General features: G+C 72.1%; 22 protein-coding genes. 12 read left to right on the top strand and 10 right to left on the bottom strand.

Going from position 1 to position 24,476, the window contains the following annotated elements:
- Positions 1-107: 107 nt before the first annotated feature.
- Positions 108-1,127, top strand: coding sequence for a C40 family peptidase (locus tag Sco07f_RS27475; protein ID WP_078581467.1), 1,020 nt, complete (start codon positions 108-110; stop codon positions 1,125-1,127).
- 206 nt (positions 1,128-1,333) lie between these two features.
- A complete protein-coding gene (locus Sco07f_RS27470; protein ID WP_007388831.1) occupies positions 1,334-2,050 on the top strand; it encodes a phosphatase PAP2 family protein in 717 nt (238 codons plus the stop codon).
- A 26-nt stretch (positions 2,051-2,076) separates the two neighbouring features.
- On the opposite strand, the gene Sco07f_RS27465 is transcribed toward Sco07f_RS27470, so the two are convergent.
- On the bottom strand, positions 2,077-3,669 hold the full coding sequence (locus Sco07f_RS27465; RefSeq protein ID WP_108989475.1) for an FAD-binding oxidoreductase: 1,593 nt from the start codon (positions 3,667-3,669) through the stop codon (positions 2,077-2,079).
- A gap of 581 nt (positions 3,670-4,250) precedes the next feature.
- Here Sco07f_RS27465 and Sco07f_RS27460 point away from each other — a divergent pair.
- Positions 4,251-5,183: an SCO4651 family lipoprotein gene (locus Sco07f_RS27460; protein ID WP_108989474.1), complete on the top strand. Its 933-nt coding sequence runs from the start codon at positions 4,251-4,253 to the stop codon at positions 5,181-5,183.
- A 77-nt stretch (positions 5,184-5,260) separates the two neighbouring features.
- Complete coding sequence (locus Sco07f_RS40225) at positions 5,261-5,425, top strand: hypothetical protein (protein WP_007451049.1); 165 nt, start codon at positions 5,261-5,263, stop codon at positions 5,423-5,425.
- Here the strand turns inward: Sco07f_RS40225 and Sco07f_RS27455 are convergent.
- Complete coding sequence (locus Sco07f_RS27455) at positions 5,411-5,800, bottom strand: metal-sensitive transcriptional regulator (protein ID WP_007451064.1); 390 nt, start codon at positions 5,798-5,800, stop codon at positions 5,411-5,413. The genes Sco07f_RS40225 and Sco07f_RS27455 overlap by 15 nt on opposite strands.
- A 206-nt stretch (positions 5,801-6,006) precedes the next feature.
- Here Sco07f_RS27455 and Sco07f_RS27450 point away from each other — a divergent pair, with 206 nt between their 5' ends.
- Positions 6,007-6,627, top strand: a complete 621-nt coding sequence (locus Sco07f_RS27450; protein ID WP_007451048.1) for a DUF47 domain-containing protein — start codon at positions 6,007-6,009, stop codon at positions 6,625-6,627.
- A 7-nt stretch (positions 6,628-6,634) separates the two neighbouring features.
- On the top strand, positions 6,635-7,633 hold the full coding sequence (pitH, locus tag Sco07f_RS27445) for a low-affinity phosphate transporter PitH (RefSeq protein WP_007451046.1): 999 nt from the start codon (positions 6,635-6,637) through the stop codon (positions 7,631-7,633).
- 165 nt (positions 7,634-7,798) lie between these two features.
- Here the strand turns inward: pitH and pstB are convergent, their stop codons facing one another.
- The 7 genes from pstB to Sco07f_RS27410 all read right to left on the bottom strand — a co-directional run bounded on the left by pstB (position 7,799) and on the right by Sco07f_RS27410 (position 16,635).
- A complete protein-coding gene (gene pstB, locus Sco07f_RS27440) occupies positions 7,799-8,575 on the bottom strand; it encodes a phosphate ABC transporter ATP-binding protein PstB (RefSeq protein WP_007451062.1) in 777 nt (258 codons plus the stop codon).
- A gap of 53 nt (positions 8,576-8,628) precedes the next feature.
- Positions 8,629-9,693 (bottom strand): phosphate ABC transporter permease PstA, encoded by a 1,065-nt coding sequence (gene pstA, locus Sco07f_RS27435; protein ID WP_007451060.1) that lies wholly within the window; start codon positions 9,691-9,693, stop codon positions 8,629-8,631.
- Entirely contained in the window at positions 9,690-10,700 is a 1,011-nt protein-coding gene (pstC, locus tag Sco07f_RS27430; protein WP_007451059.1) for a phosphate ABC transporter permease subunit PstC, read from the bottom strand. Before pstC ends, pstA begins: the two co-directional genes overlap by 4 nt.
- 215 nt (positions 10,701-10,915) lie before the next feature.
- Complete coding sequence (pstS, locus tag Sco07f_RS27425) at positions 10,916-12,043, bottom strand: phosphate ABC transporter substrate-binding protein PstS (RefSeq protein ID WP_007451057.1); 1,128 nt, start codon at positions 12,041-12,043, stop codon at positions 10,916-10,918.
- 194 nt (positions 12,044-12,237) lie between these two features.
- Positions 12,238-12,684 (bottom strand): NUDIX hydrolase, encoded by a 447-nt coding sequence (locus Sco07f_RS27420; protein ID WP_108989473.1) that lies wholly within the window; start codon positions 12,682-12,684, stop codon positions 12,238-12,240.
- Between the two features lie 110 nt (positions 12,685-12,794).
- Complete coding sequence (locus tag Sco07f_RS27415) at positions 12,795-13,943, bottom strand: CHAD domain-containing protein (protein WP_108989497.1); 1,149 nt, start codon at positions 13,941-13,943, stop codon at positions 12,795-12,797.
- 304 nt (positions 13,944-14,247) lie between these two features.
- Entirely contained in the window at positions 14,248-16,635 is a 2,388-nt protein-coding gene (locus tag Sco07f_RS27410; protein WP_007451098.1) for an RNA degradosome polyphosphate kinase, read from the bottom strand.
- 139 nt (positions 16,636-16,774) lie between these two features.
- Between Sco07f_RS27410 and Sco07f_RS27405 the strand changes: the two genes are divergently transcribed.
- The 5 genes from Sco07f_RS27405 (at position 16,775) to Sco07f_RS27385 (ending at position 21,343) form a co-directional block, all read left to right on the top strand.
- Positions 16,775-17,317, top strand: coding sequence for an RNA polymerase sigma factor (locus tag Sco07f_RS27405; protein WP_007451085.1), 543 nt, complete (start codon positions 16,775-16,777; stop codon positions 17,315-17,317).
- Entirely contained in the window at positions 17,314-18,183 is an 870-nt protein-coding gene (locus Sco07f_RS27400) for a hypothetical protein (protein WP_007451082.1), read from the top strand. Before Sco07f_RS27405 ends, Sco07f_RS27400 begins: the two co-directional genes overlap by 4 nt.
- Positions 18,184-18,321: 138 nt before the next feature.
- Complete coding sequence (locus Sco07f_RS27395; RefSeq protein ID WP_007451081.1) at positions 18,322-19,182, top strand: ABC transporter ATP-binding protein; 861 nt, start codon at positions 18,322-18,324, stop codon at positions 19,180-19,182.
- A complete protein-coding gene (locus tag Sco07f_RS27390) occupies positions 19,179-20,699 on the top strand; it encodes an ABC transporter permease (RefSeq protein WP_108989472.1) in 1,521 nt (506 codons plus the stop codon). Before Sco07f_RS27395 ends, Sco07f_RS27390 begins: the two co-directional genes overlap by 4 nt.
- Positions 20,687-21,343: a hypothetical protein gene (locus tag Sco07f_RS27385; protein ID WP_007451077.1), complete on the top strand. Its 657-nt coding sequence runs from the start codon at positions 20,687-20,689 to the stop codon at positions 21,341-21,343. Before Sco07f_RS27390 ends, Sco07f_RS27385 begins: the two co-directional genes overlap by 13 nt.
- 23 nt (positions 21,344-21,366) lie before the next feature.
- Here the strand turns inward: Sco07f_RS27385 and mshD are convergent, their stop codons facing one another.
- Entirely contained in the window at positions 21,367-22,296 is a 930-nt protein-coding gene (mshD, locus tag Sco07f_RS27380; RefSeq protein WP_108989471.1) for a mycothiol synthase, read from the bottom strand.
- 241 nt (positions 22,297-22,537) lie between these two features.
- Here mshD and Sco07f_RS27375 point away from each other — a divergent pair, with 241 nt between their 5' ends.
- Entirely contained in the window at positions 22,538-24,376 is a 1,839-nt protein-coding gene (locus Sco07f_RS27375) for a bifunctional metallophosphatase/5'-nucleotidase (protein ID WP_108989470.1), read from the top strand.
- The last annotated feature ends 100 nt before the right edge of the window (positions 24,377-24,476 follow it).

Genomic DNA, 24,476 nt, shown 5'->3' with positions numbered 1-24,476 from the left:
GGGGACCCGCCTCGGTCTGTGGCCCCGTCCCGGGAGGGACCTTGGAACCAGGGCCAACCGCCCGGCGGGCGCGACATGGCCGGGAAACGTCACTGAACCGCGTGCGCATGGGGGATGGTTGGACCATGCGCAAGATGTGGGTCGGTGCCGGTGTCGCGGTTGCCCTCGGGATGGGCTTCGTGATGCTGCTCGTCGTGGGGGTCTACCTCGTCGCCGGGAACGTGGCCGGCGGGGCGGGCGGCGGAGCCAAGAGGCTCGCCAAGGGGAGCGTGCCCGCGGCGTACCAGCCGATCGTGCAGAAGTGGGGGAATCTCTGCCCCGCCATCAACCCGGCGCTGCTCGCGGCTCAGTTGTACCAGGAGAGCGGGTTCAACCCGAGGGCCCAGAGCGCTGCGACGGCGCAGGGCATAGCGCAGTTCATCCCCGGCACGTGGGCCACCCACGGCATCGACGGGGACGGGGACGGGGACCGCGACGTGTGGGACCCGGCGGACGCGATTCCCTCGGCGGCGTCGTACGACTGCTCGCTCGCCTCGTACGTGAAGGACGTGCCCGGCGATCCGACCGAGAACATGCTGGCCTCCTACAACGCGGGGGCCTACGCGGTGATCAAGTACCAGGGTGTGCCGCCGTACAAGGAGACGCAGAACTACGTCAGGGTCATCACGACGCTGGAGAAGAGCTTCGCGGCGCCCACCGGCCGGGTCGATCCGTCCGAGCAGGCCGCCGGGGCCATCGCCTACGCGCAGAAGAAGCTCGGGACGCCGTATCTGTGGGGTGGGAACGGGACCGCCGAGCAGGGTGGGCGGTTCGACTGCTCGGGGCTGACCAAGGCGGCGTACGAGAGTGTCGGGATCGAGCTGCCCCGGGTCGCCAACGACCAGTACAACGCGGGGCCGCACCCGGCGCGCGAGGAACTGCTGCCGGGGGACCTGGTGTTCTTCTCGGACGACCTCACCAACTCGCGGGCCATCCGGCACGTGGGGATCTACGTGGGCGGCGGGTACATGATCGACGCGCCGCGTACGGGAGCGGTGATCCGGTTCGACCCGATCGACACCCCCGACTATTTCGGGGCCACCCGGGTCACCGAGGATGGCGCGAAAGCGCTGCCCACCACGGTGTGAATGGAAGGGTGTGGACCCAGCGTGAAACCCTGCCCTGAGCTGCGGCGACGTGTCTCTCTTCGATAACGTCTGCGTGATCATTCAGTGGAGTGTGGAACGTATCAACAGGGGCCGTGCGTTCCTGTTGACGTGTAGCTGACCACGGGGGTGGCAGAAGAGGCGCGCGCTCGGTGCGCCGGAGGACATGACGAAGGGGCCGCAGCGCCATGGCTGGACTCGCCGAATCCGGGTCGAACCCCGACGTCGAGCTGCTCTACGACATCAACGGCCTGGCCAAGGACGCACCGCACTGGTTCGACCGGGTCATGGAGTTCGTCGGTGAGTACGGACTGCTGTTCGCGATCGTGCTGCTGGTGCTCTGGTGCTGGTGGGGTGTGCGGCGGCGGGGCGGTGAGGACGCGGCCTCGAGCGTGGCCGCTCTCGTCTGGGCGCCGCTCGCTGCCGGGGTCGCCGTCCTCGTCAACGTGCCGATACGGGGTTTCGTGGAACGGCCCCGGCCCTTCAAGTCCCATGAGGGGCTGGAGGTGCTGGTGGAGGGGAAGAACGACTTCTCCTTCGTGAGCGACCACGCCACGCTCTGCATGGCCCTGGCCGTCGGACTGTTCGTCGCCAACCGGAAGTTCGGGATCGCGGCCATCGTGCTGGCGCTCTTCGGCGGCTTCGCCCGGGTCTACATGGGCGTGCACTATCCGACGGACGTCGTGGGCGGGTTCGCCCTCGGTACGGCGGTCGCGCTGCTGCTGTCGCCGGTCGCCATGGCGCTGCTGACGCCGCTGACCCGGGCCATCGAGCGTTCACCGCGGGTGGGGTGGCTGGTCAGCGCGCGAGGACGGGCCGGTGTCGCGGGGCGCGACGCCGTGATTCCCGGGGCGCGCAAGGAGAGTGCCTCCGAGACGTCGGGGGAGCGGGATCTCGCCGCCTGACGTTCCGGCGTTCTGGCGGCCGGCGTTCACAGCGCCTGCGGGTAGGTGAAGACGCGGTCCGGGTCGTACTGGTGCTTCAGACGTGCCAGACGCGGGGCCGCGTCTCCGTAGTAGGCCTTCCGCCAGTCCGTCAGATCCGGGTCCGTGTAGTTCTGGTAGGCGGCGCCCGAGGCGTACGGGCGCATCGCGCCGTAGGCGGAATCCAGCCAGGACCGTGCCGCCGTTCCGCTCGTGCCCGGCCGCCACGAGACGAGGTACTGGGCCAGAGTCCGTGAGCGCCGGTGCACGAACGCGGTGGCCGTGGGGGAGACGCGGTTCACCGCCCCGCCGAGCGCCGTGAACGCGATGCTGCCCGCGCCGCCGTGCACCCGCGGGAGCCTCGCGAGCAGGGCCTCGACGCCGGCCGGCGGGATCGAGCGGTCGAAGAAGTCCGAGCGGGCCGCGTACGTCTCGCGGCCGAGCGAGCCCTGGGGCGAGTGGCCGGGAGCGGAGCCCGGGAGGTGGCAGCGGGCGTCGGTCGAGAAGGACGAGCAGCCCGCGTACATCTCCATCGACTCCTCGTACGTACGGCGCTTGAGGGAGACGTGGCTCGCGGAGGCGCCGATGCGGTCGGCGAGGCGGTCCACGGCGTTCTGGAGTTCGCCGTGGGTGCCGAGGGAGAAGGCGGCGACCGAGACGGTGGGGGTGTGGCCGGGGGCGGAGGCCAGGTGGAGGGAGGACCAGATCTCGTCGGGCTGGTCCGGGCCCCACTCCTGCCAGGCGCGGACGACCGCGGCCGCCCTGTGCCAGGGCCAGGTCAGGTACGCCGATACGGCCCTGGGCGCGGGGTGGGTGCGGAAGTGGAACTCCGTGACGATGCCGAAGTTGCCGTTGCCCGCGCCGCGCAGGGCCCAGAAGAGGTCCTTGTGGGGGCCGCTCGCGTCGGCGGTGAGTTCCTTGCCGTCCGCCGTGACGAGCGTGGCCCGGGTGAGGCTGTCGCAGGTCAGGCCGTACGCGCGGGAGACGACGCCGTGGCCGCCGCCGAGGGTGAGGCCCGAGATGCCGACGGTGGGGCAGGAGCCGGCCGGGACGGTGACGCCCTTCGCGGCGAGGGCGCGGTAGACGTCGATCAGCTTGGCGCCGGCGCCGACGACCGCCTCGCCGGCGGAGGCGCGGACGCGGTCGAGTTTCGACACGTCGATGATCAGGCGGCCGTTGCCGGAGGACCAGCCCGCGTAGCTGTGGCCGCCGTTGCGGATCGCCACGGGGATGTGGTGGGCGCGGGCGTAGGAGAGGGCGGTGCGGATGTCGTCGGAGTGGGCGGCGTAGGCGACCGCGGTGGGTTCGAGGGTGTCGAAGCGGGTGTTGTAGAGCTGGTGGGCCGATTTCCAGGTGGGGTCGCCCGGGCGGATCAGGTGACCGTCCAGGGATTCGGCCAGGGCGGTCCAGGTGGCGGGGCGCGGGGTGGCGGCAGGGCCTTTGCCGCCGGTGTGGGTCGCGGTGGTGGTTCTGGCCGCGGTGCCTTTGGTGTTCTCGGCGCCTTTTGAGTCCGTACCGGGGGTGTGGTCCTTGCCTGTGCAGGCGGATGTGGTGGCCGCGAGGGTTGCGGCTGTGGTGGCCAGGAATGTGCGCCGGTGCATGTCGCCTCCGCGTCCCGTGGGGGGTCTTGGGGGGAGACGGGGGTGTGGGGGGTCGGGGTTCCGCGGGCGGCGGCAGTACAGGTGTACGGCCGGGGTGGGAGGCGTGGGTGGTGGCCGGTGGTGGGGGCGCTGCCCGGCGGTGCGGGGTGCCTCCCCCACTCTCGGCTTCGCTCGAGCGGGAGGTGCCCCCACCGCCCACCCGTGCCGCCCCAGCGGCACGACTGCCCGCAGCTCGGACGGCACGACTGCCCGCGGCTACGGCGGCAGGACTGCCCGCGGCTGGGGCGGCACGACTCCGGCAGTTGCTGCAGCTGCGGCGGCTACGCGGGGGTGTGGGACTGGGCGTCTGTGCGGGCCTGGCTTCTGGCTCTTCTTGCTGGGCCTCGCCAGCCGCAGGTGCAGCGGGCCAGGCAGAAGGGGCCTTGTTCGACCGTTGTCGTGAGGTGTTCCGGGGTGTCCCCGGGGGCTTCGAGACCGTCCTGCTGCGCCACGCCCACAACGTTACCGGGGTCGCCTGCCCCTCGTTAAGCGGGACGGCAGGGGGTCCGGAACGGGCGTGACGGCTGGGACAGCAGGTGGCGATGGTCGGGCGGGAGCAGGAGCGAGAGCGGGAGCTGCGGAGTGGGCGGACGGGCGGCCGTGTCGCCCTCGCCGGCGGGGTGGTCTGTGTCTGTCTGGCGGGCGCCGGGTGTTCCGGTGCCGGGCAGGGGGCCTCCGTCGAGGGCGCCGGCGGTGGTGATCCCGTCGCCGTGCTGCACCGGGCCGCCGACCGGCTGGTGGCCGCCGGGAGCGCCAAGGCGCGTACCGCGATGCAGATGGCCAGTGGCGGGACGCGGGTGACCATCCGGGGCGAGGGCGTGTACGACTTCGCGGAGCGGCTCGGGCAGCTCAAGGTGCGCCTGCCCCAGGATCCGGCGGGGACGAGTGAGCACCGGCCGATCACGGAGCTGCTCGCCCCGGGGGCCCTGTTCATGAAGAACCGCGGCGCCGGTGTCCCCGACGACAAGTGGGTGCGGGTGGAGACCGAGTCGCTGTCCGACGGGAACCTGGTGACCGGCGGGGCGACGGACCCGTTCGCCGCCGCCGAGGTGCTGCGGGGGACGCGTACGGCCACGTTCGTGGGGCGCACGGAGGTCGCCGGCACGGCGGTGCGGCACTACCGGGGGACCGCCGATCTGGCGCGGGCGGCGCGCGGTGCCTCGGAGGGCAACAGGAAGGCGCTGGCGGCGGCCGCCGAGGGGTTCGCCACCGCCGAGGTGCCGTTCGACGCCTACCTCGACGACGAGGGCCGTATCCGCAAGGTCCGGCACCGCTTCAGCTTCTCCAACGGGCAGGAGGACGGCACCGGCATCGTGGACGTCGCCTCGACGACGCTGCTCTACGATTTCGGCGCCGCCGTCCAGGTACGGCTGCCCGAGGACGCGGACATCTACGCCGGCAGGATCGCCGCCGAGCCGGGCGCCGCGGGGGCCGGCGGCGCCACGGACGGCACGGCGGCGGACGGCAAGAACTAGCCCTTCCGTGCCATGCGCGGTGCGTAGGCCGCTCCCTACTCTAGGAAGTCGGTGACGGCAGAGACGAGGTGACGCGTGTGGCTCCGGTCGGCGGTACGGCGGTTCAGGACCACGTGGCCCTCGCCGAGATCGAGCTGTGCGGCGAGCTGATCATCGCGGCGTCGGCCGCCCGGGAGCGGCTCAGCCTGGAGAGCATCGACGAGGTGCTGCGCGTGGCCGAGGAGCGCTCACGTGCGCAGTAGCCGGCCGATCGCCTTCGTCGCCTCTTCCACCTTGGCGTCGATCTCGGTGCCGCCCTTGAGGGCCGCGTCGGCGACGCAGTGGCGCAGGTGCTCCTCGAGCAGTTGCAGCGCGAAGGACTGGAGCGCCTTGGTGGACGCGGAGACCTGGGTCAGTATGTCGATGCAGTAGACGTCCTCGTCGACCATCCGCTGAAGGCCGCGGATCTGGCCCTCGATACGGCGCAGGCGTTTGAGGTGCTCGCCCTTCTGCTTGTGGTACCCGTGCACCCCGCGGTCGTGGTCGGTCACGATGTCCGTGCCGTCCGTCTCCACCTGGTCCACCGTCTGGTCCACGGCGGCGGAGGGCGCACCCGCGCCGGCCTCGGTGGTCGTCATCGCGTCCTCCAATAACGGACATATACCCCTGGTGGGTATATGGTAACGAACTTTCCCGGGTATGGGGCCCTTGCCGGAGCGGCCGACGTCGCCCCCCTGCTCATCACTCTGCCTGATGGGCGACACTGGTGGACGGCCGATAGCAGTGGCCGGATGATGCGCCTAGCATCAGCCTGACCGAAACCGATGCACCCCGAGGACCCCACGTGCGCTTTCGTCTGACCCCCAGGGAGACGAGCTTCTACGACATGTTCGCCGCCTCCGCGGACAACATCGTCACGGGCTCCAAGCTCCTGATGGAACTGCTCGGGGCGGACGCATCCGCCCGGGCCGAGATCGCAGAGCGTATGCGGGCCGCCGAACACGCGGGTGACGACGCCACGCACGCGATCTTCCACCAGCTGAACTCCTCGTTCATCACGCCCTTCGACCGCGAGGACATCTACAACCTCGCCTCGTCCCTCGACGACATCATGGACTTCATGGAGGAGGCCGTCGACCTGGTCGTCCTCTACAACGTCGAGGAACTGCCCAAGGGCGTCGACCAGCAGATCGAGGTGCTGGCGCGGGCCGCCGAGCTGACCGCCGAGGCCATGCCGAACCTGCGGACCATGGACAACCTCACCGAGTACTGGATCGAGGTCAACCGGCTGGAGAACCAGGCCGACCAGGTCCACCGCAAGCTGCTCGCGCACCTCTTCAACGGCTCGTACGAGGCCATCGAGGTGCTGAAGCTGAAGCAGATCGTGGACGTGCTGGAGGAAGCGGCCGACGCGTTCGAGCACGTGGCCAACACGGTGGAGACCATCGCGGTCAAGGAGTCCTGACCTCTTCATGGACACCTTCGCTCTGGTCGTGACCATCGGGGTCGCGCTCTTCTTCACCTACACCAACGGCTTCCACGATTCGGCCAACGCGATCGCCACCTCGGTGTCGACGCGCGCGCTGACGCCCCGCGCGGCGCTTGCCATGGCCGCGGTCATGAACCTGGCCGGCGCGTTCATGGGATCCGGGGTCGCCAAGACCGTCAGTGAGGGGGTGATCGAGACCCCCGAGGGTTCGAAGGGAATGGGAATCCTCTTCGCGGCGCTCGTGGGCGCCATCGTGTGGAACCTGATCACCTGGTACTTCGGGCTGCCCTCCTCGTCCTCGCACGCCCTGTTCGGCGGCATGGTCGGCGCGGCGCTGGCCGGGAGCACGACCGTGTACTGGCACGGGGTCGTCGACAAGATCGTCATCCCGATGTTCGTGTCGCCGGTCGTCGGTCTGCTCGCCGGTTACCTGGTGATGACCGCGATCATGTGGATCTTCCGGCGGACCAATCCGCACAAGGCCAAGCGCGGCTTCCGTATCGCGCAGACGGTGTCGGCGGCGGGCATGGCGCTCGGGCACGGTCTCCAGGACGCGCAGAAGACGATGGGCATCGTGGTGATGGCCCTGGTCATCGCCGACGTCGAGGACTACGGCGACCCGATCCCGGTGTGGGTGAAGCTCGCCTGCGCGCTGATGCTGTCCGCGGGGACGTACGCCGGTGGCTGGCGGATCATGCGGACGCTGGGACGGAAGATCATCGAACTGGATCCGCCGCAGGGGTTCGCCGCGGAGACGACGGGGGCGTCGATCATGTTCGGGTCGGCGTTCATCTTCCACGCGCCGATCTCGACGACGCACGTGATCACCTCCGCGATCATGGGCGTCGGGGCCACGAAGCGGGTCAACGCCGTGCGGTGGGGGGTCGCGAAGAACATCATCATGGGGTGGTTCATCACGATGCCCGCGGCCGCGGTGGTGGCCGCGGTGTCGTTCTGGATCGTGAACCTGGCGTTCCTGTAGCGCGTTCCGGCAGCGAGCGCCCCCTCACGGCGATGGGCCCGCCCCCGGATTCCGGGGGCGGGCCCTTGTGCTCCTCGCGGTGGCACCGCCATGCAGCACCGCGAGGGGATCGGGAGGTCTTGGACCGAGGGGTCTTGGACCGAGGAGTCTTGAACCGAGAGGTCTCTAGCCGAAGCGGCCGGAGATGTAGTCCTCCGTGGCCTGGACCGACGGGTTGGAGAAGATGCGCTCCGTCTCGTCGATCTCGATCAGCTTGCCGGGCTGGCCGACCGCCGCCAGGTTGAAGAACGCCGTACGGTCCGAGACGCGCGCCGCCTGCTGCATGTTGTGCGTCACGATGACGATCGTGAAGCGCTCCTTCAGCTCGCCGATCAGGTCCTCGATCGCCAGGGTGGAGATCGGGTCCAGGGCGGAGCAGGGCTCGTCCATCAGCAGGACGTTCGGCTCGACCGCGATGGCCCGCGCGATGCACAGGCGCTGCTGCTGGCCGCCGGAGAGGCCGGAGCCCGGCTTGTTCAGGCGGTCCTTGACCTCGTTCCAGAGGTTGGCACCGCGCAGGGACTTCTCGACGATGCCGTCCATCTCGGACTTCTTGTACTTGCCGTTCAGGCGCAGGCCCGCCGCCACGTTGTCGTAGACCGACATCGTCGGGAACGGGTTCGGGCGCTGGAAGACCATGCCGACCTCGCGGCGCACGGCCACCGGGTCGATGCCGGCGCCGTAGAGGTTCTCGTCGTCCAGCATCACCTTGCCGTCGACGCGGCCGCCGGGGGTGACCTCGTGCATGCGGTTGAGCGTGCGCAGGAAGGTGGACTTGCCGCAGCCGGAGGGGCCGATGAAGGCCGTCACGGAGCGGGGCTCGACGGTCATCGAGATGTCCTCGATGGCCAGGAAGGAGCCGTAGTAGGCGTTGAGGCCGCTGACATCGATGCGCTTGGCCATGGGTATCACTGCTTCTTTCGGTCCGAGTCGCTGACTGTTCTGCGTCGGTCGCGTCAGCGACCCGTCTTCGGGGCCTTCCAGCGGGCGATGCCGCGGGCCGCGAGGTTGAGGATCATGATGAAGGCGATCAGCGTCAGGGCCGCCGCCCAGGCACGGTCGTAGGCCGCGTCGGAGCCCGCGCCGTACTGCAGGTAGATGTACATCGGCAGCGACTCCTGCGGATCCTGGAAGGGGTTCGCGTTGATGAAGTCGGTGCCCCAGACCAGCAGCAGTACGGGGGCCGTCTCGCCGGTGATGCGGGCGACGGCCAGCATGACGCCGGTGACGATGCCGCCCACCGAGGTCGGCAGGACCACCTTGAGGATCGTGCGCCACTTGGGCACACCCAGGGCGAGGGACGCCTCGCGCAGCTCGTTCGGGACGAGCTTGAGCATCTCCTCGGTGGAGCGGACGACCACCGGGATCATCAGGATGCACAGGGCGAAGGAGCCGGCCACGCCGGACGGGCCCATGTCCAGGATCAGGACCCACAGGCTGAGCACGAACAGGCCCGCGACGATCGACGGGATGCCCGTCATGACGTCCACGAAGAAGGTGACGGACTTGGCGAGCCTGCCGCGCCCGTACTCGACCAGGTAGATCGCGGTGAGCACGCCGATCGGCACGGAGAACAGGGTGGCGAGGCCGACCTGCTCCAGGGTGCCGAGAATGGCGTGGTAGATGCCGCCGCCGGGCTCGCTGTCGCCGACCACGCCCATCGAGTGGGTCAGGAAGTAGCCGTCGAGGACCTTCACGCCCTGCTTCACGGTCTCCCAGATCAGGGAGATCAGCGGGATCAGGGCCAGCAGGAAGGCGACCCAGACCATGCTGGTCGCGATCCGGTCCTTGGCCTGGCGGCCGCCCTCGACGCGGGCGGAGATGCCGTACGAGCCGGCGACGAAGAGGACCGCGGCGATCAGGGCCCACTGGATGCTGCTGTTCAGTCCGGCGGCCGTGCTGATGCCGAGGCCGGCGACGACCGAGCCGGCCGCTACCGCCCAGGGGAACCACTTGGGCAGGGTGGCGGCGCGCAGGGAGCTGCGGTTCTTGGGGGCGGGGGTCAGGGTTGCGTTGCTCATGCGTTGGCCCCCGAGTACTCCTTGCGGCGGGCGATGATCATGCGGGCGCCGCCGTTGACCAGCAGGGTGATGACGAACAGGACCAGACCGGAGGCGATCAGGGCGTCGCGGCCCATCTGGGTGGCCTCGTTGAACTTGCTGGCGATGTTCTGGGCGAAGGTGCCGCCGCCCGGGTCGAGCAGGCTGGCGGAGATGTCGAAGGTCGGGGAGAGCACCATGGCCACGGCCATCGTCTCGCCGAGCGCGCGCCCGAGGCCGAGCATCGAGGCGGAGATGACGCCGGAGCGGCCGAAGGGGATCACCGACATCCGGATGACCTCCCAGCGCGTGGCGCCGAGGGCCAGCGCGGCCTCCTCGTGCATGCGCGGGACCTGCCGGAAGACCTCACGGCTGACGTTGGTGATGATCGGCAGGATCATGATCGCCAGCAGGATTCCCACGGTGAGCAGCGAGCGTCCCGCGCCGCCGTTCCACTCGAAGATCCCGGTCCAGCCGAGGTACGTGTCGAGCCAGCCGTAGAGTCCGTTGAGGTGCGGCACGAGGACGAGGGCGCCCCACAGGCCGTAGACGATCGAGGGCACGGCGGCGAGCAGGTCGATCACGTAGCCGATCAGACCGCCCAGCTTGCGCGGTGCGTAGTGCGTGATGAAGAGCGCGATGCCGACCGAGACCGGGACGGCGATCGCCATGGCGATGACCGACGACACGATGGTGCCGTAGGCCAGGACCGCGATGCCGAACTCCGGCGGGGAGCCGGTCGGGTTCCATTCGAAGCTGGTGAAGAAGTTCGCCTCGTCCTCGCTGATGGCGAGCCAGGCGCGGTAGGTGAGGAAGGCCGCGATGGCGGCCATGATGACCAGCACGAGGATGCCGGACCCGCGGGAGAGCCCGACGAAGATCCGGTCGCCGGGGCGGGAGGCGCCGCGCGCGGTGCGCTTGTCCCTGGGGGCGGTCGGCTGGGGCGCGGGGGAGGGGGCTGGCTTCTGGGTGTCCGTTGTTATGTCCATCGGGTTCTCCGGTCTGCGGAGCCGCCGTGGTCGGCGGCTCGGGCGGAGCCCCGGTCGGGGGCTCCTGGCGGCGGTGCACCGGACGGTGCGGTCCGGTCCCCGGACGGGGACGCTGTCGGTCCCGGTGGGGACTCCGTCGGTCCCGGCCGGGGGACGCTGTCGGTCCCGGCCGGGGGACGCTGTCGGTCCCGGGCGGGGACCGGACCGCACTCGGGTCAGCTCAGGCCCGAGATGGTCTCGCGGACCTTGGTGATGATCTCGGTGGGCATCGGGGCGTAGCCGGCGTCCGCCAGCAGGCCCTGGCCGTCCTCCGAGGCCATGTAGTTCAGGAAGGACTTGGTGGCCGGCAGGGTGTCGGCCTTGTTGCCCTTGTCGCAGGCGATCTCGTACGTCACCAGGACGAGCGGGTAGGCGCCGTCGGCGTCCGGGGTGTAGTCCAGCTCGAGGGCGAGGTCCTTGCCGGTGCCGACGATCTTGGCCGCGCCGATGGCGGCGGTGGCGTTCTCGACGGTGGCCTTGACCGGCTCGGCGGCCGCGGTCTTGACGTCGACGGTCTTGATGCCGTCCTTGGCGTAGGACAGCTCGAAGTACGAGATGGAGCCGGGAGTCCCCTTCACCTGGCCGGCCAGACCGGAGGAGCCCTGCGCGGACTGGCCGCCCTTGGCCTCCCAGGACTTGCCGCCCTCGTACTTCCAGTCGTCGGGCGCGGCGGCCTTCAGGTACTTGGTGAAGTTGTCCGTGGTGCCGGACTCGTCCGAGCGGTGGAAGGGCTGGATCTTCAGGTCCGGAAGCTTGGCGTCGGGGTTGAGCTTCTTGATCGCCTCGTCGTTCCAGTTGGTGATCTTGCTGTCGAAGATCTTGGCCATCGTCGACGCGTCCAGAACGAGGGTGTCGACGCCGGGGACGTTGAAGCCGACCGCGATCGGACCGCCGACCATCGGCAGGTCGATGGCCTGGCCGTCCTTGCAGACCTTCTTCGACGCCTCGATCTCCTCCGGCTTCAGCGCGGAGTCCGAACCGGCGAACGCGGTCTGGCCCTGCGTGAAGGCGGTGATGCCGGCGCCCGAACCGGTCGGGTTGTAGTTGATCTGCACGTCCTTGCAGGCCGCGACGTACTGCTTGACCCAGGCGTCGATCGCGTTCTTCTGTGCGGAGGAGCCGGAGGCCTGAAGCTGGCCCTTGGCGTCCTCGCACTTGATGTTGCTGTTGGCGGCCGCGCTGGCGTCGCCGCCGCTGCTGTTGCCGCCGGTGTCGTCGGAGCCGCACGCCGTGAGGGCCAGGGCGCCGGAGACGGCGAGAGCACCGAGAGCGAGGGCCCGCCGGTTCATGCGCTGAAGCTTCACTTGAGGGAGTTCCTTCCAGGAGCCGCCGTCCTGAATTCGGCGGCGTGCGAGGAGTGGTAAGGCCGAAATTAGGCAGATGAGATGAAGGCGCCGAAGGGCGTAAATGAACGCGGGGTGAACCCCTGAGGACGGTGCGGTGAGGTCACGGAACGCTTACGTCAAGGACACGGACCGGTTCCGGGCGCACCGCGCGCTCAGCGGGCCCCGGGCCCGCCGGGTGGGCGCACGGCGAGCAGCGCGTCGACGAGGGCCCGGTCCCGGGGCCGGGTGAGGCGGGCGCGGGCCGCCTCCGGGGCCAGCCACAGGATGCGGTCGACCTCGTCGGACGGGACGAAGACGCCGGTGCCGGCCGCCGCGGCCCAGTAGCGGACCTCCTTGGGGCGGCCGTCGACGGGATAGCGCACGGTGGGCAGCTCGACGCCCGGCTCGGCGGCGTACCCCGTCTCCTCCGCGACCTCGCGCAGGGCGCCCGCGAGCGGGTCCTCGCCCGGTTCGAGCTTGCCCTTCGGGTGCGACCAGTCGTCGTACTTCGGGCGGTGCACGAGGCACAGCTCCAGGCCGGGGGCCGCGTCCGGCGGAGCGGGACGCCACAGGACGCAGCCGGCCGCACGGACGGTGGTGCCGTCGTCTGCGGGGCTCACGGCGCGCTCACGCCTCCCGTCGTCCTGCGGTGGTTTCGGGGGTGGTTTCGGGGGTGGTTCCTGCCGGTTGTCGCTGTGGTTGTTGCTACGGGGGTTCCTGCGGGCTGTGGCTACGGCAGCCTGATCGGCTCCTTGCGCCAGCTGTGCTGGAACGCGTACCTCGCCGCCTCCACCTCATGCCGCTGGTCGGCGTGGAGCACACCGAGGGCGTACGCCGTCGCGGGGGCGATGCGCGGGGTACGGGCGGCCTGGGCGGCGGCCGCGGCGGCCTCCGAGGCGTCGCGGTGGCGGTCCAGGGCCTCACCGGCCGCGAGGAGCCGTACGTCCACCGCGGCCTCGGTGCCCCCGGCGTCCCCGGTGTCCCCGGCGTCCGCACCGGCCAGCGCCTCGAGGGCGTAGCGGTGCAGCCGCAGCAGCAGGCGGACCTGGTGCCACGGCGCGTCCTGGGGGTGCGGGGCCGGGTCCGGCGAGAGTCCGTGGACCAGTGCCTGGGCGTTGTACGGACTGCCCGCGGCGACCAGGGGCAGAGCGGTCACGGCGTCGGTCAGGCGCTCCTCGGCGGCGGCGGCCAGCGGGCGCAGGTCGACGGGCGCGGTCCCGGGGCCGGAGGCGGAGGTGGCGGGGGCGGGGCCACGGTCGGGGCGGCCGGTGGCGCGCAGCGGGACCTCGCTGGCCAGTAAGGCGACCTTGTCCGCCACGGCGTGGAAGCGGCTGCTGCCCAGTGCCTGGAGGGCGGTGGAGTGTGCCCGGGTACGGGCCAGGGTCAGCTGCCGGTCGAGCAGCGCGCCCGCCTTGGCGGCGCCCACGGTGAGGCTGCCGCGGTCCGGGGACGCCGGGCGGGCGGGGGCGGGCACACCGGCGGGCACGGTGGCGGCGGCCCGGCCCACCGGGCGCGGGGCCGGGAACGCCGCCGAGCCGGACAGCCGGTGCAGGGCCTGGAGCAGCCGTTCCAGGCGGGACGCGTACGCGTGCTCCAGGGCCAGCGTGCCGGACAGCCAGGCCAGCTCGGGGCGCATCTCGTCGGCCCAGCCCGCGTCCAGCAGCGGCTGGAAGGTGTGCAGGGTGCCGCTGATGCGGCGGGCCGCACGGCGCAGGGCGCGGACCGCGTCCACGTCGTCGGCGGGCGGGGCCGCCCGGCCCGGGGCGGACGTGCCCGGTCCCGTTCCCCCGCCCGGCGCTCCCGCCCCGGATGCCCCGGATGCCCCGGATTCGCGGTGCCGGCGCAGCGCGCGCAGGAACTCCGTGGCCTGGGCGCGCAGGTAACCGGCGAGGGCGCCGGCGTCCGCGTCGCGGGGCGGGTCGCCGGCGACGACCGCCGGGGCGGCGCCGGTGCCCGGATCGGTGCCGGGGCTCCCGTTCGCGCTCGTGCGCGTGCCCGGCCCCGCGTTCGCGTCCGGCCCTGCGTTCGCGCCCGCGCCCGCGTTCGCGCCCGCGCTCGCGTTCGCGCCCGCGCCCGCGCTCGCGCCCGCGCTCGCTCTCGCCTCCGCGCCCGCTCCCGTCCCGGTCGCCGTCCCCGCGTTCGCGGGTTCCGACGGTCCGGTGGTCGTCGTGGGGTCCGTCGGGTCAAGGTGTCGCTGTGCCACGCCGGCGCCTCCGGGCGTCTATGAGCATCTCCTGGATGTTGCGCAGGGGCTGTCCGTCCGCGTCGGTCGCGTGCCGGGTCCACTCGCCGTCCGGGCCGAGGTGCCAGGAGGCGGTGCCGTCGGACATGCCGTTCTCGAGGAGCCGGTTCAGAGCCGCCCGGTGGGCCGGGTCGGTGACCCGGACCAGGGCCTCTATCCGGCGGTCGAGGTTGCGGTGCATCATGTCGGCGCTGCCGAGCCACACCTCGGGCTCGCCGCCGTTGCCGAAGGCGAAGACCCGCGAGTGCTCGAGGAAGCGGCCGAGGACGGAGCGGACCCGGATGTTCTCCGAGAGGCCCGGCACCCCGGGGCGCAGCGCGCAGATGCCGCGCACCCACACGTCGACCGGCACACCGGCCTGGGAGGCGCGGTAGCAGGCGTCGACCACGGCCTCGTCGACCATCGAGTTGACCTTGATGCGGACGTGGGCGGGGCGCCCGGCGCGGTGGTGCTGGATCTCCTTGTGGATGCGGGAGACCAGGCCGTCGCGCAGTGACTTGGGTGCGACGAGCAGGCGGCGGTAGGTCTCGCGCCGGGAGTAGCCGGACAGGCGGTTGAACAGGTCGGAGAGGTCCGCGCCGACCTGCGGGTCCGAGGTGAGCAGGCCCAGGTCCTCGTAGAGGCGGGCCGTCTTCGGGTGGTAGTTGCCGGTGCCGACGTGGCTGTAGCGGCGCAGCGTCTCGCCCTCCTGGCGTACGACCAGGGAGAGCTTGCAGTGGGTCTTCAGGCCCACCAGGCCGTAGACGACGTGGCAGCCGGACTCCTCCAGCTTGCGGGCCCACTTGATGTTGGCGGACTCGTCGAAGCGGGCCTTGATCTCCACCAGAACCAGGACCTGCTTGCCGGACTCGGCCGCCTCGATGAGGGCGTCGACTATGGGGGAGTCGCCGGACGTCCGGTACAGCGTCTGCTTGATCGCGAGGACGTCCGGGTCGGTGGCGGCCTGCTCCAGGAACGCCTGCACGGAGGTGGAGAAGGAGTCGTACGGGTGGTGCAGCAGGACGTCCTTGCTGCGCAGGGCGGCGAAGATGTCCGGCGCGGACGCCGACTCGACCTCGGCCAGGTCGCGGTGGGTGCCGGCGACGAACTTCGGGTACTTCAGCTCGGGCCGGTCGATGCTGTGGATGCGGAAGAGGCCGGTGAGGTCCAGGGGGCCGGGCAGCGGGTAGACCTCCGCCTCGCCGATCTTCAGCTCGCGCACGAGGAGGTCCAGGACCTCCCGGTCGACCGACTCCTCGACCTCCAGGCGGACGGGCGGGCCCAGGCGCCGCCGCATCAGCTCCTTCTCCAGGGCCTGGAGCAGGTTCTCCGCGTCGTCCTCCTCCACCTCCAGGTCCTCGTTGCGGGTGAGGCGGAAGGTGTGGTGCTCCAGGACCTCCATGCCCGGGAACAGCTCCTCCAGGTGGGCGGCGATGACGTCCTCGATGGGGACGTACCGGCCCGGGGAGGCCTCCAGGAAGCGGGAGAGCAGCGGCGGGACCTTGACGCGGGCGAAGTGGCGGTGGCCCGTGACGGGGTTGCGGACGACGACCGCGAGGTTGAGGGAGAGGCCCGAGATGTACGGGAAGGGGTGGGCCGGGTCGACCGCGAGGGGGGTGAGGACGGGGAAGATCCGGTGCCGGAACAGGGTGAAGAGGCGGGCCTGCTCCTTCTCGGCCAGCTCGTTCCAGCGGACCAGGTGGATGCCCTCCTCGGCGAGCGCCGGGGCGACGTCCTCGTGGAAGCAGGCGGCGTGCCGGGCCATCAGCTCGCGGGAGCGGGCCCAGATCATGTCCAGCACCTCGCGGGGCTGGAGGCCGGAGGCGGAGCGGGTGGCGACCCCGGTCGCGATACGGCGCTTGAGGCCGGCGACGCGGACCATGAAGAACTCGTCCAGGTTGCTGGCGAAGATCGCGAGGAAGTTGGCCCGCTCCAGCAGCGGCGTGCTCGGATCCTCGGCGAGTTCGAGCACACGTTCGTTGAACGCGAGCCAACTGCGCTCGCGGTCCAGGAAGCGGCCCTGCGGGAGGCGGTCGCCGCCGTCCTGGGACTCCTCCGACTCCTCGTACGCGTCGAGGTCGGCGTCGATGTCCGGTTCCAGGCCGGAGACCGTGGCGGCCACGGTGTCCGGGCGGTGCGCCGCGAGGGAGCCCACGGAGGGCTGCGGCTGCTGGGAGTGCTGCGTCTGCTGGACCTCTGCCTGGGTGTTCGGCTGCCTCATGAACCCATTCTTCCGCGCCGCACGCGAGTCAGGCGCGTCGGAGGACCCGGAGAACCCGGAGGGCCCCGAGAAACCCGAGGACCCCGAGAACTCCGACGGCCCGGAAGGCTCTGGCTCGGTCGGCTTCATTCGGTGAGCCTCGCAAGGCTGTCTGAATCGATGGTTACGGGGACATGACGTGTGGGATAGCTGCGGGCCTCCGGAACGTCCCGGCGCACCCCCCTGAGATCGTGTGAACCGATCGGCCGGGCTCGTGCGATGAGGAGATGTGAGCGAAACGAGAAGCGACGGGGAGCTGCTGCGGGCCGTCGCGGCGGATGCCGACCGGCGCGCCTTCGAGGAGCTGTACCGCCGGTACGCGCCCTGGCTGACCGCCCGCATGCGCGGCCGCTGCGCCGACCACGCCGTGGTCGACGACGTCGTGCAGGAGACCTTCCTCGCCGTGTGGCGCGGCAGCGCCCGCTATCGGGAGGAAGGGGACGTGGCCGGGTGGCTGTGGCGGATCGGGTCGCGGCGGCTGATCGACGCGCTGCGCGGCGACGGCGCGCGCGGGCGGCTGCGGCAGGCGCTGGCCCGTCTGCGGCACCGGGACGAGATCTCGGCGGAGGAGCGCGTCCTCGCCGGGGTCGAGCACGGCGACCTCGCGGGCGCCCTCGTCCGGCTCTCGCCGGAGCTGCGCGCGGTGCTCCAGGCCACCGTCGTCGACGGGCTGACCACCCGTGAGGCGGCCGTCCTGCTCGGCATCCCGCCGGGCACGGTCAAGACGCGGGCGATGCGGGCCCGCCGGCAGCTGCGGGAGGCGCTGGCATGAGGATCGAGAACAGCGACCGCCGGGACGGGCCCACCTGGCACGTGGACGAGGACGACCTGCGGGCCTACGCCCGGGGCGAGTTGGCGGCGCCCGCGCTCTGGTCCGCCGACGCCCACCTGACCGCCTGCGCCGCGTGCCGGGGCACACTCGCCGGGGTGAGCGACACCGCCGCGCTGGACGCGGGCTGGGAACGGCTCGACGCCGAGCTGGACGCGCCCCGGCCGGGCCGGTTCGAGCGGCTCCTGACGTGGTGCGGCGCCGGCGACGGCACGGCCCGGCTGCTCGCGGCCACTCCGGTGCTGCGCCGGTCCTGGTTCGGTGCGCTCACCGCCGTGCTGCTCGTGACCTTCCTCGTGGCCGTCGCGGCCGGTGCCGCCGACCGGCCCACGCTGTTCCTGGCCTGCGCCCCGCTGCTGCCGCTGGTCTCGGTGGCGCTGGCCTACGGGCCCGTGCTCGACCCCACGCACGAGATGGCCGTCGTCTCGCCGATGCACGGCTTCCGGCTGCTGATGATCCGTACCGTCGCCGTGCTCGTCGTGGCACTCGGGGTGGGCGGCCTGGCCAGTCTCGCCCTGCCCGGGTTCGGGCCGGCCGCCCTGGCCTGGCTGCTGCCCGGGCTCGCCCTCACCACGACCGGGCTGGCGCTGACGCCCCGGCTGGGGCCGGTGGCCGCGCCCTCCGTGCTCGTGGGCGCCTGGGCCGCCGTGCTGCTGGCCGCCGACGCGGCACGCGCGTCCACGGACGGCCCGCTGGCGCCGTTCACCGCGGCCGGGCAGGGCGTGTCCGGGCTGGTGGCGGTGCTGGGCGCGGGGCTGCTGTTCCTGCTCCGCGACCGGTTCGACGTCTCGGGGCGCGGCGTCGTGTGACCCACGAGGCGTCGAGTGAGCCGCGCCGTACCGCGTGAGCCCCACCCCACGCCGACCCCCACCGCACCCACCCCCACCGCACCCACCCCCGCCCCACCCTTCTTACTTCCTGATCCCCTTCACGTACGGGAGTGCCGTATGACCCCCACCGTTTCCGCCTCCGGGCTGGGCCTGAGCTACGGGCGCACCCGTGCCCTCGACGACGTGTCGCTGCGGCTGACCCCGGGCGTCACCGGGCTGCTCGGGCCCAACGGCGCCGGGAAGACCACGCTGTTGCGGGTGCTCGCCACCGCCGTGCCCGCCGACCGGGGTGCCTTCACCGTGCTCGGGCACGACCCCGGGACCTCGCGGGGCCGGCAGGAGGTGCGGCGGCGGCTCGGTTACCTGCCGCAGACGCCCGGCTTCCACCCGGACTTCACCGCCTTCGAGTTCGTCGACTACGTGGCGATCCTGAAGGAGCTGGCGGACCGCCGGGAACGCCACCGCGAGGTGCGGCGGGTCCTGGCGGAGGTCGACCTCGGGGACGTGCGCGGGCGCCGGATCAAGAAGCTGTCCGGCGGTATGCGGCAGCGGGTCGCGCTGGCCGCCGCGCTGGTGGGCGACCCGGGGTTCCTGGTCCTCGACGAGCCCACCGTCGGTCTCGACCCCGAGCAGCGGATGCGGTTCAGGGAGCTGATCGCCGGGGCGGGGGAGGGGCGGACCGTGCTGTTGTCCACCCACCAGACCGAGGACGTGGCGATGCTCTGCCACCGGGTGATCGTCATGGCGGCCGGGACGGTGTGCTTCGACGGCACCCCGGCCGAGCTGACCGCGCGAGCCGCCGGGCGGGTGTGGAGCAGCACGGAGAAGGACCCCGGCGCGAAGGCCGGATGGCGCACCGGGACCGGCTCCTTCCGGAACGTCGGCGATCCGCCCCCGGGCGCCGAACCGGCCGAACCCACCCTGGAGGACGGCTACCTGCTCGCCCTCGACGACGCCGGCACGGAGGTGGCGGCGTGAGCGCCGTACTGGTGGAAGAGTCCGCACCCGTGCGGGCACCGCTCCACGACCGCCGGGCCCGGGCCGTGCTCGCCCTCGCCCGGTTCGAGGCACGCAGGCTGCTGCTGAGCGTCCCCGTCGTCATCGCCTTCGTGGCGTACGTCGCGTGGATCGTCTGGCGTACGCGGGATTCCTGGGACGGCCACCCCGTACTCCAGGACGCCGACCGTGCCACCCAGTCCATGCCGATGCTCGTCGGCCTCGCCGTCCTGCTGGGCGCCGCACGCGCGGTCGTCCGCTCCGAACGCCACGGCACCGAGCACCACTTCTCGGTCCTGGTCCTGCGGCCCTGGCACCGCATGGCGGGCCACGCGCTGTCCGTCGTACCGGCCGCCCTGCTCACCGCCGTGTGCGTGGCCGGTCAGTTCGGCTGGGAGGCGCTCAAGGCGGGCGCGGTCGGGCACGGTTCGCCGGCCGAGCTGGCGGTGGGGCCACTGACGGTGCTGGCGTTCGGGGCGCTCGGGGTGCTGGTCGGCCGTCTGACGATGGCGGCCTTCGCCGCGCCGCTGCTGGTGGTCGTGCTGCTGTTCGTGTTCGTCCTCGGCACCGGGCCGAGCGGGGCGAGCGGCCTGTCCTGGCTGGCACCGGTCGTCGCCACCACCGGCCCCGACCCCCTGCCCTCCGACCTGCTGGGGCGCCCCGCCGCCTGGCACGCCCTGTACCTGGCGGGCGCGGCCCTGAGCCTCGCCCTCCTGGCGGTGGCCGTCGCCGGCGGGCGCACCGCGGCCGTCCGGGCGGGACTCGTCCTGAGCCTCGCGGCGACGGTGACCGGCGGCATCCTCCAGGCCGGGGGCGCGACGCCGTCGAAGGAGCTGACCGCAGCCCGCGAACGCGCCTCGGTGCACCCCGAGCTGACCTGCGCCGAGCACGGCGGCTCGCGGTACTGCGCCTTCCCCGAGTGGGCGCCGCGCACCGGCACCTGGGCCGGGGTCGTGGACCGCGTCCAGGCCGTGGCCGGCGGCTCCGCGCACGACCGGCCGCTCGTCGTGCGGCAGCGGATCGACGCCCGCTACGGGCCGGGGACCGACGCCGCGATCCCCGCGCTGACCGGCGCCGGCCAAGTGACCGTGGGCACCGCCTGGGGCGGCAACCGGGTCCCCGAGTTCTCCAGTGCCGTCGCCGCCGTCCTCGTCGCGGGCTCGGAGGCGGCCGGCAGCGAGCTGTGCGACGGGCGGATGGTCACCGTCATGTGGCTCTCCCTGAGCTGGCAGGACGACCCGATGGGCGCCCTGCGCCGGGTCCGCCTCGACGACAGCGTGACGGGCTCCGCGATCGTCCTGTCACCCACCGACCCGCTGTCCATGACGGAGGGCCAGACGGACGTCGTACGCCGCCTGCTGGAGAATCCGCCCGCCGGGACCGGAGCACGGGTCACGGAGCACTGGGCCGAACTGACCGCCCCGGGTGTCACCACCGCCCGCGTCGCCGAACTGCTCGGTGTGCCCGGGCCGAAGAAGGCGGACTCGTGCGAGGACTGACGGCGGTCCGGGGGACGCTGACGGTGGACCTGGCCGTCCCGCTGTGGCGCACCCTGCCCTGGCGTGCCCTGGCCGCGGCGGGAGCCCTCGGGCTGCTGGTCGCCGGCTTCCCCCTCGTCACCGGGGCCGAGCCGGCGCCCTGGCAGACGCTCATGCTGCTGCGGGGCGCCGCCCTCGTCGGGGCGCTGGGCCTGGCCTTCCTGCTGGACGACCCGGCCCGCCACCTCACCGCACCCGTGCCGACCCCGAGGCTCCTCCGGCAGGCGCTGCGCGTGGCCCTGGTCGCGCCGCTCGCCGCGCTGTGGTGGACGGCCGTACTGCTCCTGACCCCCGTGGCGTCCCGGCCCCCGGCCGGCGGAGTCACCCTGGAGGCGCTGGCCGTGGGCGCCCTCGCCCTGGCGGCCGCCGCCCTCGCGGTACGGCTGACGGACGAGGCACGACCGGGGCCGTTCGTCGCGGCGTTCCTGCTGTTCACGGCCGTTCTCGCGCCCCTGCTGGCGCCGGAGGACTGGGCGCTGTTCGTGCAGGCCGACGACCCCCGCTGGTCCGTCGGGCACGACCGGTGGGCGGTGCTGGCGGCGGCGGTGGCCGTGCTGGGAGCGGGGTGCGGACCGGAGCCGTCGGGGCGAAGACGCGGTCGGTGATCCGCCCCGTACGGCCCGGCGGCTCACGTCTCCGTGCGGTACATCAGGTCCGTCTCGTGGGTGGTGAAGCCGAGGCGCTCGTAGACGGAGACCGCGGCCTTGTTGTCGGCGTCGACGTACAGCATCGCCGTGGGCAGGCCCCGCCCCTCCAGGTGCCGCAGGCCGATGGTGGTGAGGGCCTTGCCCAGGCCGCCGCCCTGGGTGTCGGGGCGGATGCCGAGGACGTACACCTCGCCGAGCCCTTCCTCGGTGTGCTCCTTGGTCCAGTGGAAACCGATCAGCTGGCCGTCCCGCTCGGCGAGGAAGAATCCCTCCGGGTCGAACCACGGCTCGGCCTTGCGGTCGTCGAGGTCGCGCTGGGTGAGCGAGCCCTGTTCGGGGTGGTGGGAGAAGGCGGCCGCGTTCACGGCGAGCCAGGCCGCGTCGTCCCGGCCGGGCACGAAGGTGCGCACGCTCACGCCCTCCGGCAGCACCGGCTCCGGCAGGTCCAGACCGGCCAACGGGCGGCGCATCTGCCGCAGTTCCCGGAACAGCGACAGTCCGAGCACCTGCGCGAGATGCCGGGCGGCGGAGTGCCCGCCGTGCGCCCAGATCCGCAGCCGCTTGCCGGACGCGGCGAGCAGCGCGGAGCCCAGAGCCCGCCCGTGCCCATGGCCCCGGTACGAGGGGTGGACGACCAGCTCGGCGGCCGGCGGCTCGACCGGGTCGGTGCCCTCCAGCTGGGCGTAGCCGACGAGTTCACCGCCGTCGAGGGTGAGCAGGAGGTGCGCGACGCCGTCCCGCGCGGGGCCGCGCAGTTGCAGCCGGCCCTGCTCGGACACGGCGTGCTGTCCGTCGTTCCGGGCCGCCTCGGTGAGCAGGGCGAGGACGGCGTCGGTCTGCTCCGGCGCGAGTTCGGCGAGGGTCTCGATCGAGCGGGGGCGGCCGGGCCGCACGGTGTCGTCGCTGGTCATGCGTACGAGGGTAAAGGGCGGGCGGGGCAAAGCGGCGGCAGCGGACGAGGAGGAAGAAGAGAGGGGAGAAGGGGTGGAGAAGAGGATGCAGAAGGAGATGCATAAGGGATGGAGAAGGGGATGAAGTTAAACCAGGTCGTAACCCGGAAGCCCTGTCGCGCTACGCGCGTTGACTCTAGGCTGCTGCGCCGACGAGCCGTCTCCTCAGCGGCTCGCGCCACGCACACCCACAGGGGGGCGCATGCCAGCCACAGCACACTCGCACCAGCCGCGTCGCAGACGCCGTACCAGCCGCCTCCTCGTCGCGGCCGCCACCGTCGTCACCGCCGGAGCGCTCGCCGCGGCGGCGCTCCCGGCGTCGGCGAGCCCGGGCGGAGACACCCGGGGCCACGGCGACCACGGCAAGGGCCACGGTCATGGCCACGGCCGCTACCAGGACGTCCAGCTCCTCTCCTTCAACGACCTGCACGGCAACCTGGAGCCGCCCGCCGGTTCCTCCGGCCGCGTCACCGAGGTCCAGCCGGACGGCACGACCAAGACGGTCGACGCGGGCGGTATCGAGTACCTGGCCACCCACCTGCGCGAGGCCCGCAAGGGCAACCGCTACTCCATCACCGCGGCCGGCGGCGACATGGTCGGCGCCTCCCCCCTCCTGTCCGGCCTCTTCCACGACGAGCCGACCGTCGAAGCGCTGAACCGGCTCGACCTGGACGTGACCAGCGTCGGCAACCACGAGTTCGACGAGGGTGCCAGGGAGCTGGCCCGTCTCCAGAACGGCGGCTGCCACCCCACCGAGGGCTGCTACTCGGACAAGGAGTTCAAGGGCGCCGACTACCCGTACCTCGCGGCCAACGTCCTGGACGAGAAGACGGGGAAGCCCATCCTCAAGCCCTACTGGGTGTGGAAGCAGCGGGGCGTCAAGGTCGGCTTCATCGGCGTGACCCTGGAGGGCACCCCGGACATCGTCTCGGCGGAGGGCGTGAAGGGCCTGGAGTTCAAGGACGAGGTCGAGACGATCAACAAGTACGCCAAGGAGCTGCAACGCCAGGGCGTGAAATCGATCGTCGCACTCATCCACGAGGGCGGCTTCCCGGCCTCGTCCTCCTACAACTACGACTGCGACTCCCCGGGCGCGGGCGACGGCGTCTCGGGCCCGATCGTCGACATCGCCAAGAACATCACGCCGCAGGTCGACGCGCTGGTCACCGGCCACACCCACAACGCGTACGTCTGCACGATCCCCGACCCGGCGGGCAACCCCCGCACGGTCACCTCGGCCTCGTCCTTCGGCCGCCTGTACACGGACACGACGCTGACGTACGACCGTGCCACGGGTGACATCGCCCGTACGTCGGTGAAGTCGGCGAACCACGTCGTCACCCGTGACGTGCCGAAGGCGCCGGACATGACCCGGCTGCTCGACCGGTGGAGCACCCTCGCCGCCCCGATCGGCAACCGCCCCATCGGCTACGTCTCCGCCGACATCGACCGCGACGGCACCGAGTCCCCGCTGGGCGACCTGATCGCCGACGCGCAGTTCGCGTACGGCAGGGCGCAGGACCCGGAGACCGACCTGGCCCTGATGAACCCGGGCGGCATCCGCGCCCCGCTGACCTACACGGCCTCCGGCGCCGAGGGCGACGGCGTGGTCACCTACGCCGAGGGCTTCACGGTCCAGCCCTTCGCCAACACGGTGAACCTCAAGGACTACACGGGCGCGCAGCTGATCCAGGTCCTCAAGGAGCAGGTGAGCGGCCCCAACGAGGCGGCCCCGAAGATCCTCCAGGTCTCCTCCGGCCTCACCTACACCCTGGACCTCACCAAGTCGGGCGCGGACCGCGTCGTCACGGACTCCGTCCGTCTGAACGGCGCCCCGGTCGACCCGGCCGCCACCTACCGCGTCGCGTCCAACAGCTTCCTCGCGGGCGGCGGCGACGGCTTCACCACGCTGGGCGAGGGCACGAACGAACTGGTCGGCGCGGACGACCTGGCGGCCTTCGCGCAGTACCTGACGGCCAACTCCTCGGCGACCGCCCCGATCACGCCCCCGGCGGCGGACCGGATCACGGTCGTGCGGTAGACGCCTGTTCGCCGGCCGAGACGGGGCCCGGTGTCCTCGGGACGGGGACACCGGGAATGCCGGCGCGGGCGTACGCACGGCGCTTTCCGTCTGACGCCGG

Source organism: Streptomyces coelicoflavus, assembly GCF_003112555.1.
Taxonomy (GTDB): domain Bacteria; phylum Actinomycetota; class Actinomycetes; order Streptomycetales; family Streptomycetaceae; genus Streptomyces; species Streptomyces coelicoflavus.
Note: the sequence above shows the minus strand (reverse complement) of the source record. Positions and strands in the feature narration are given on the sequence as shown.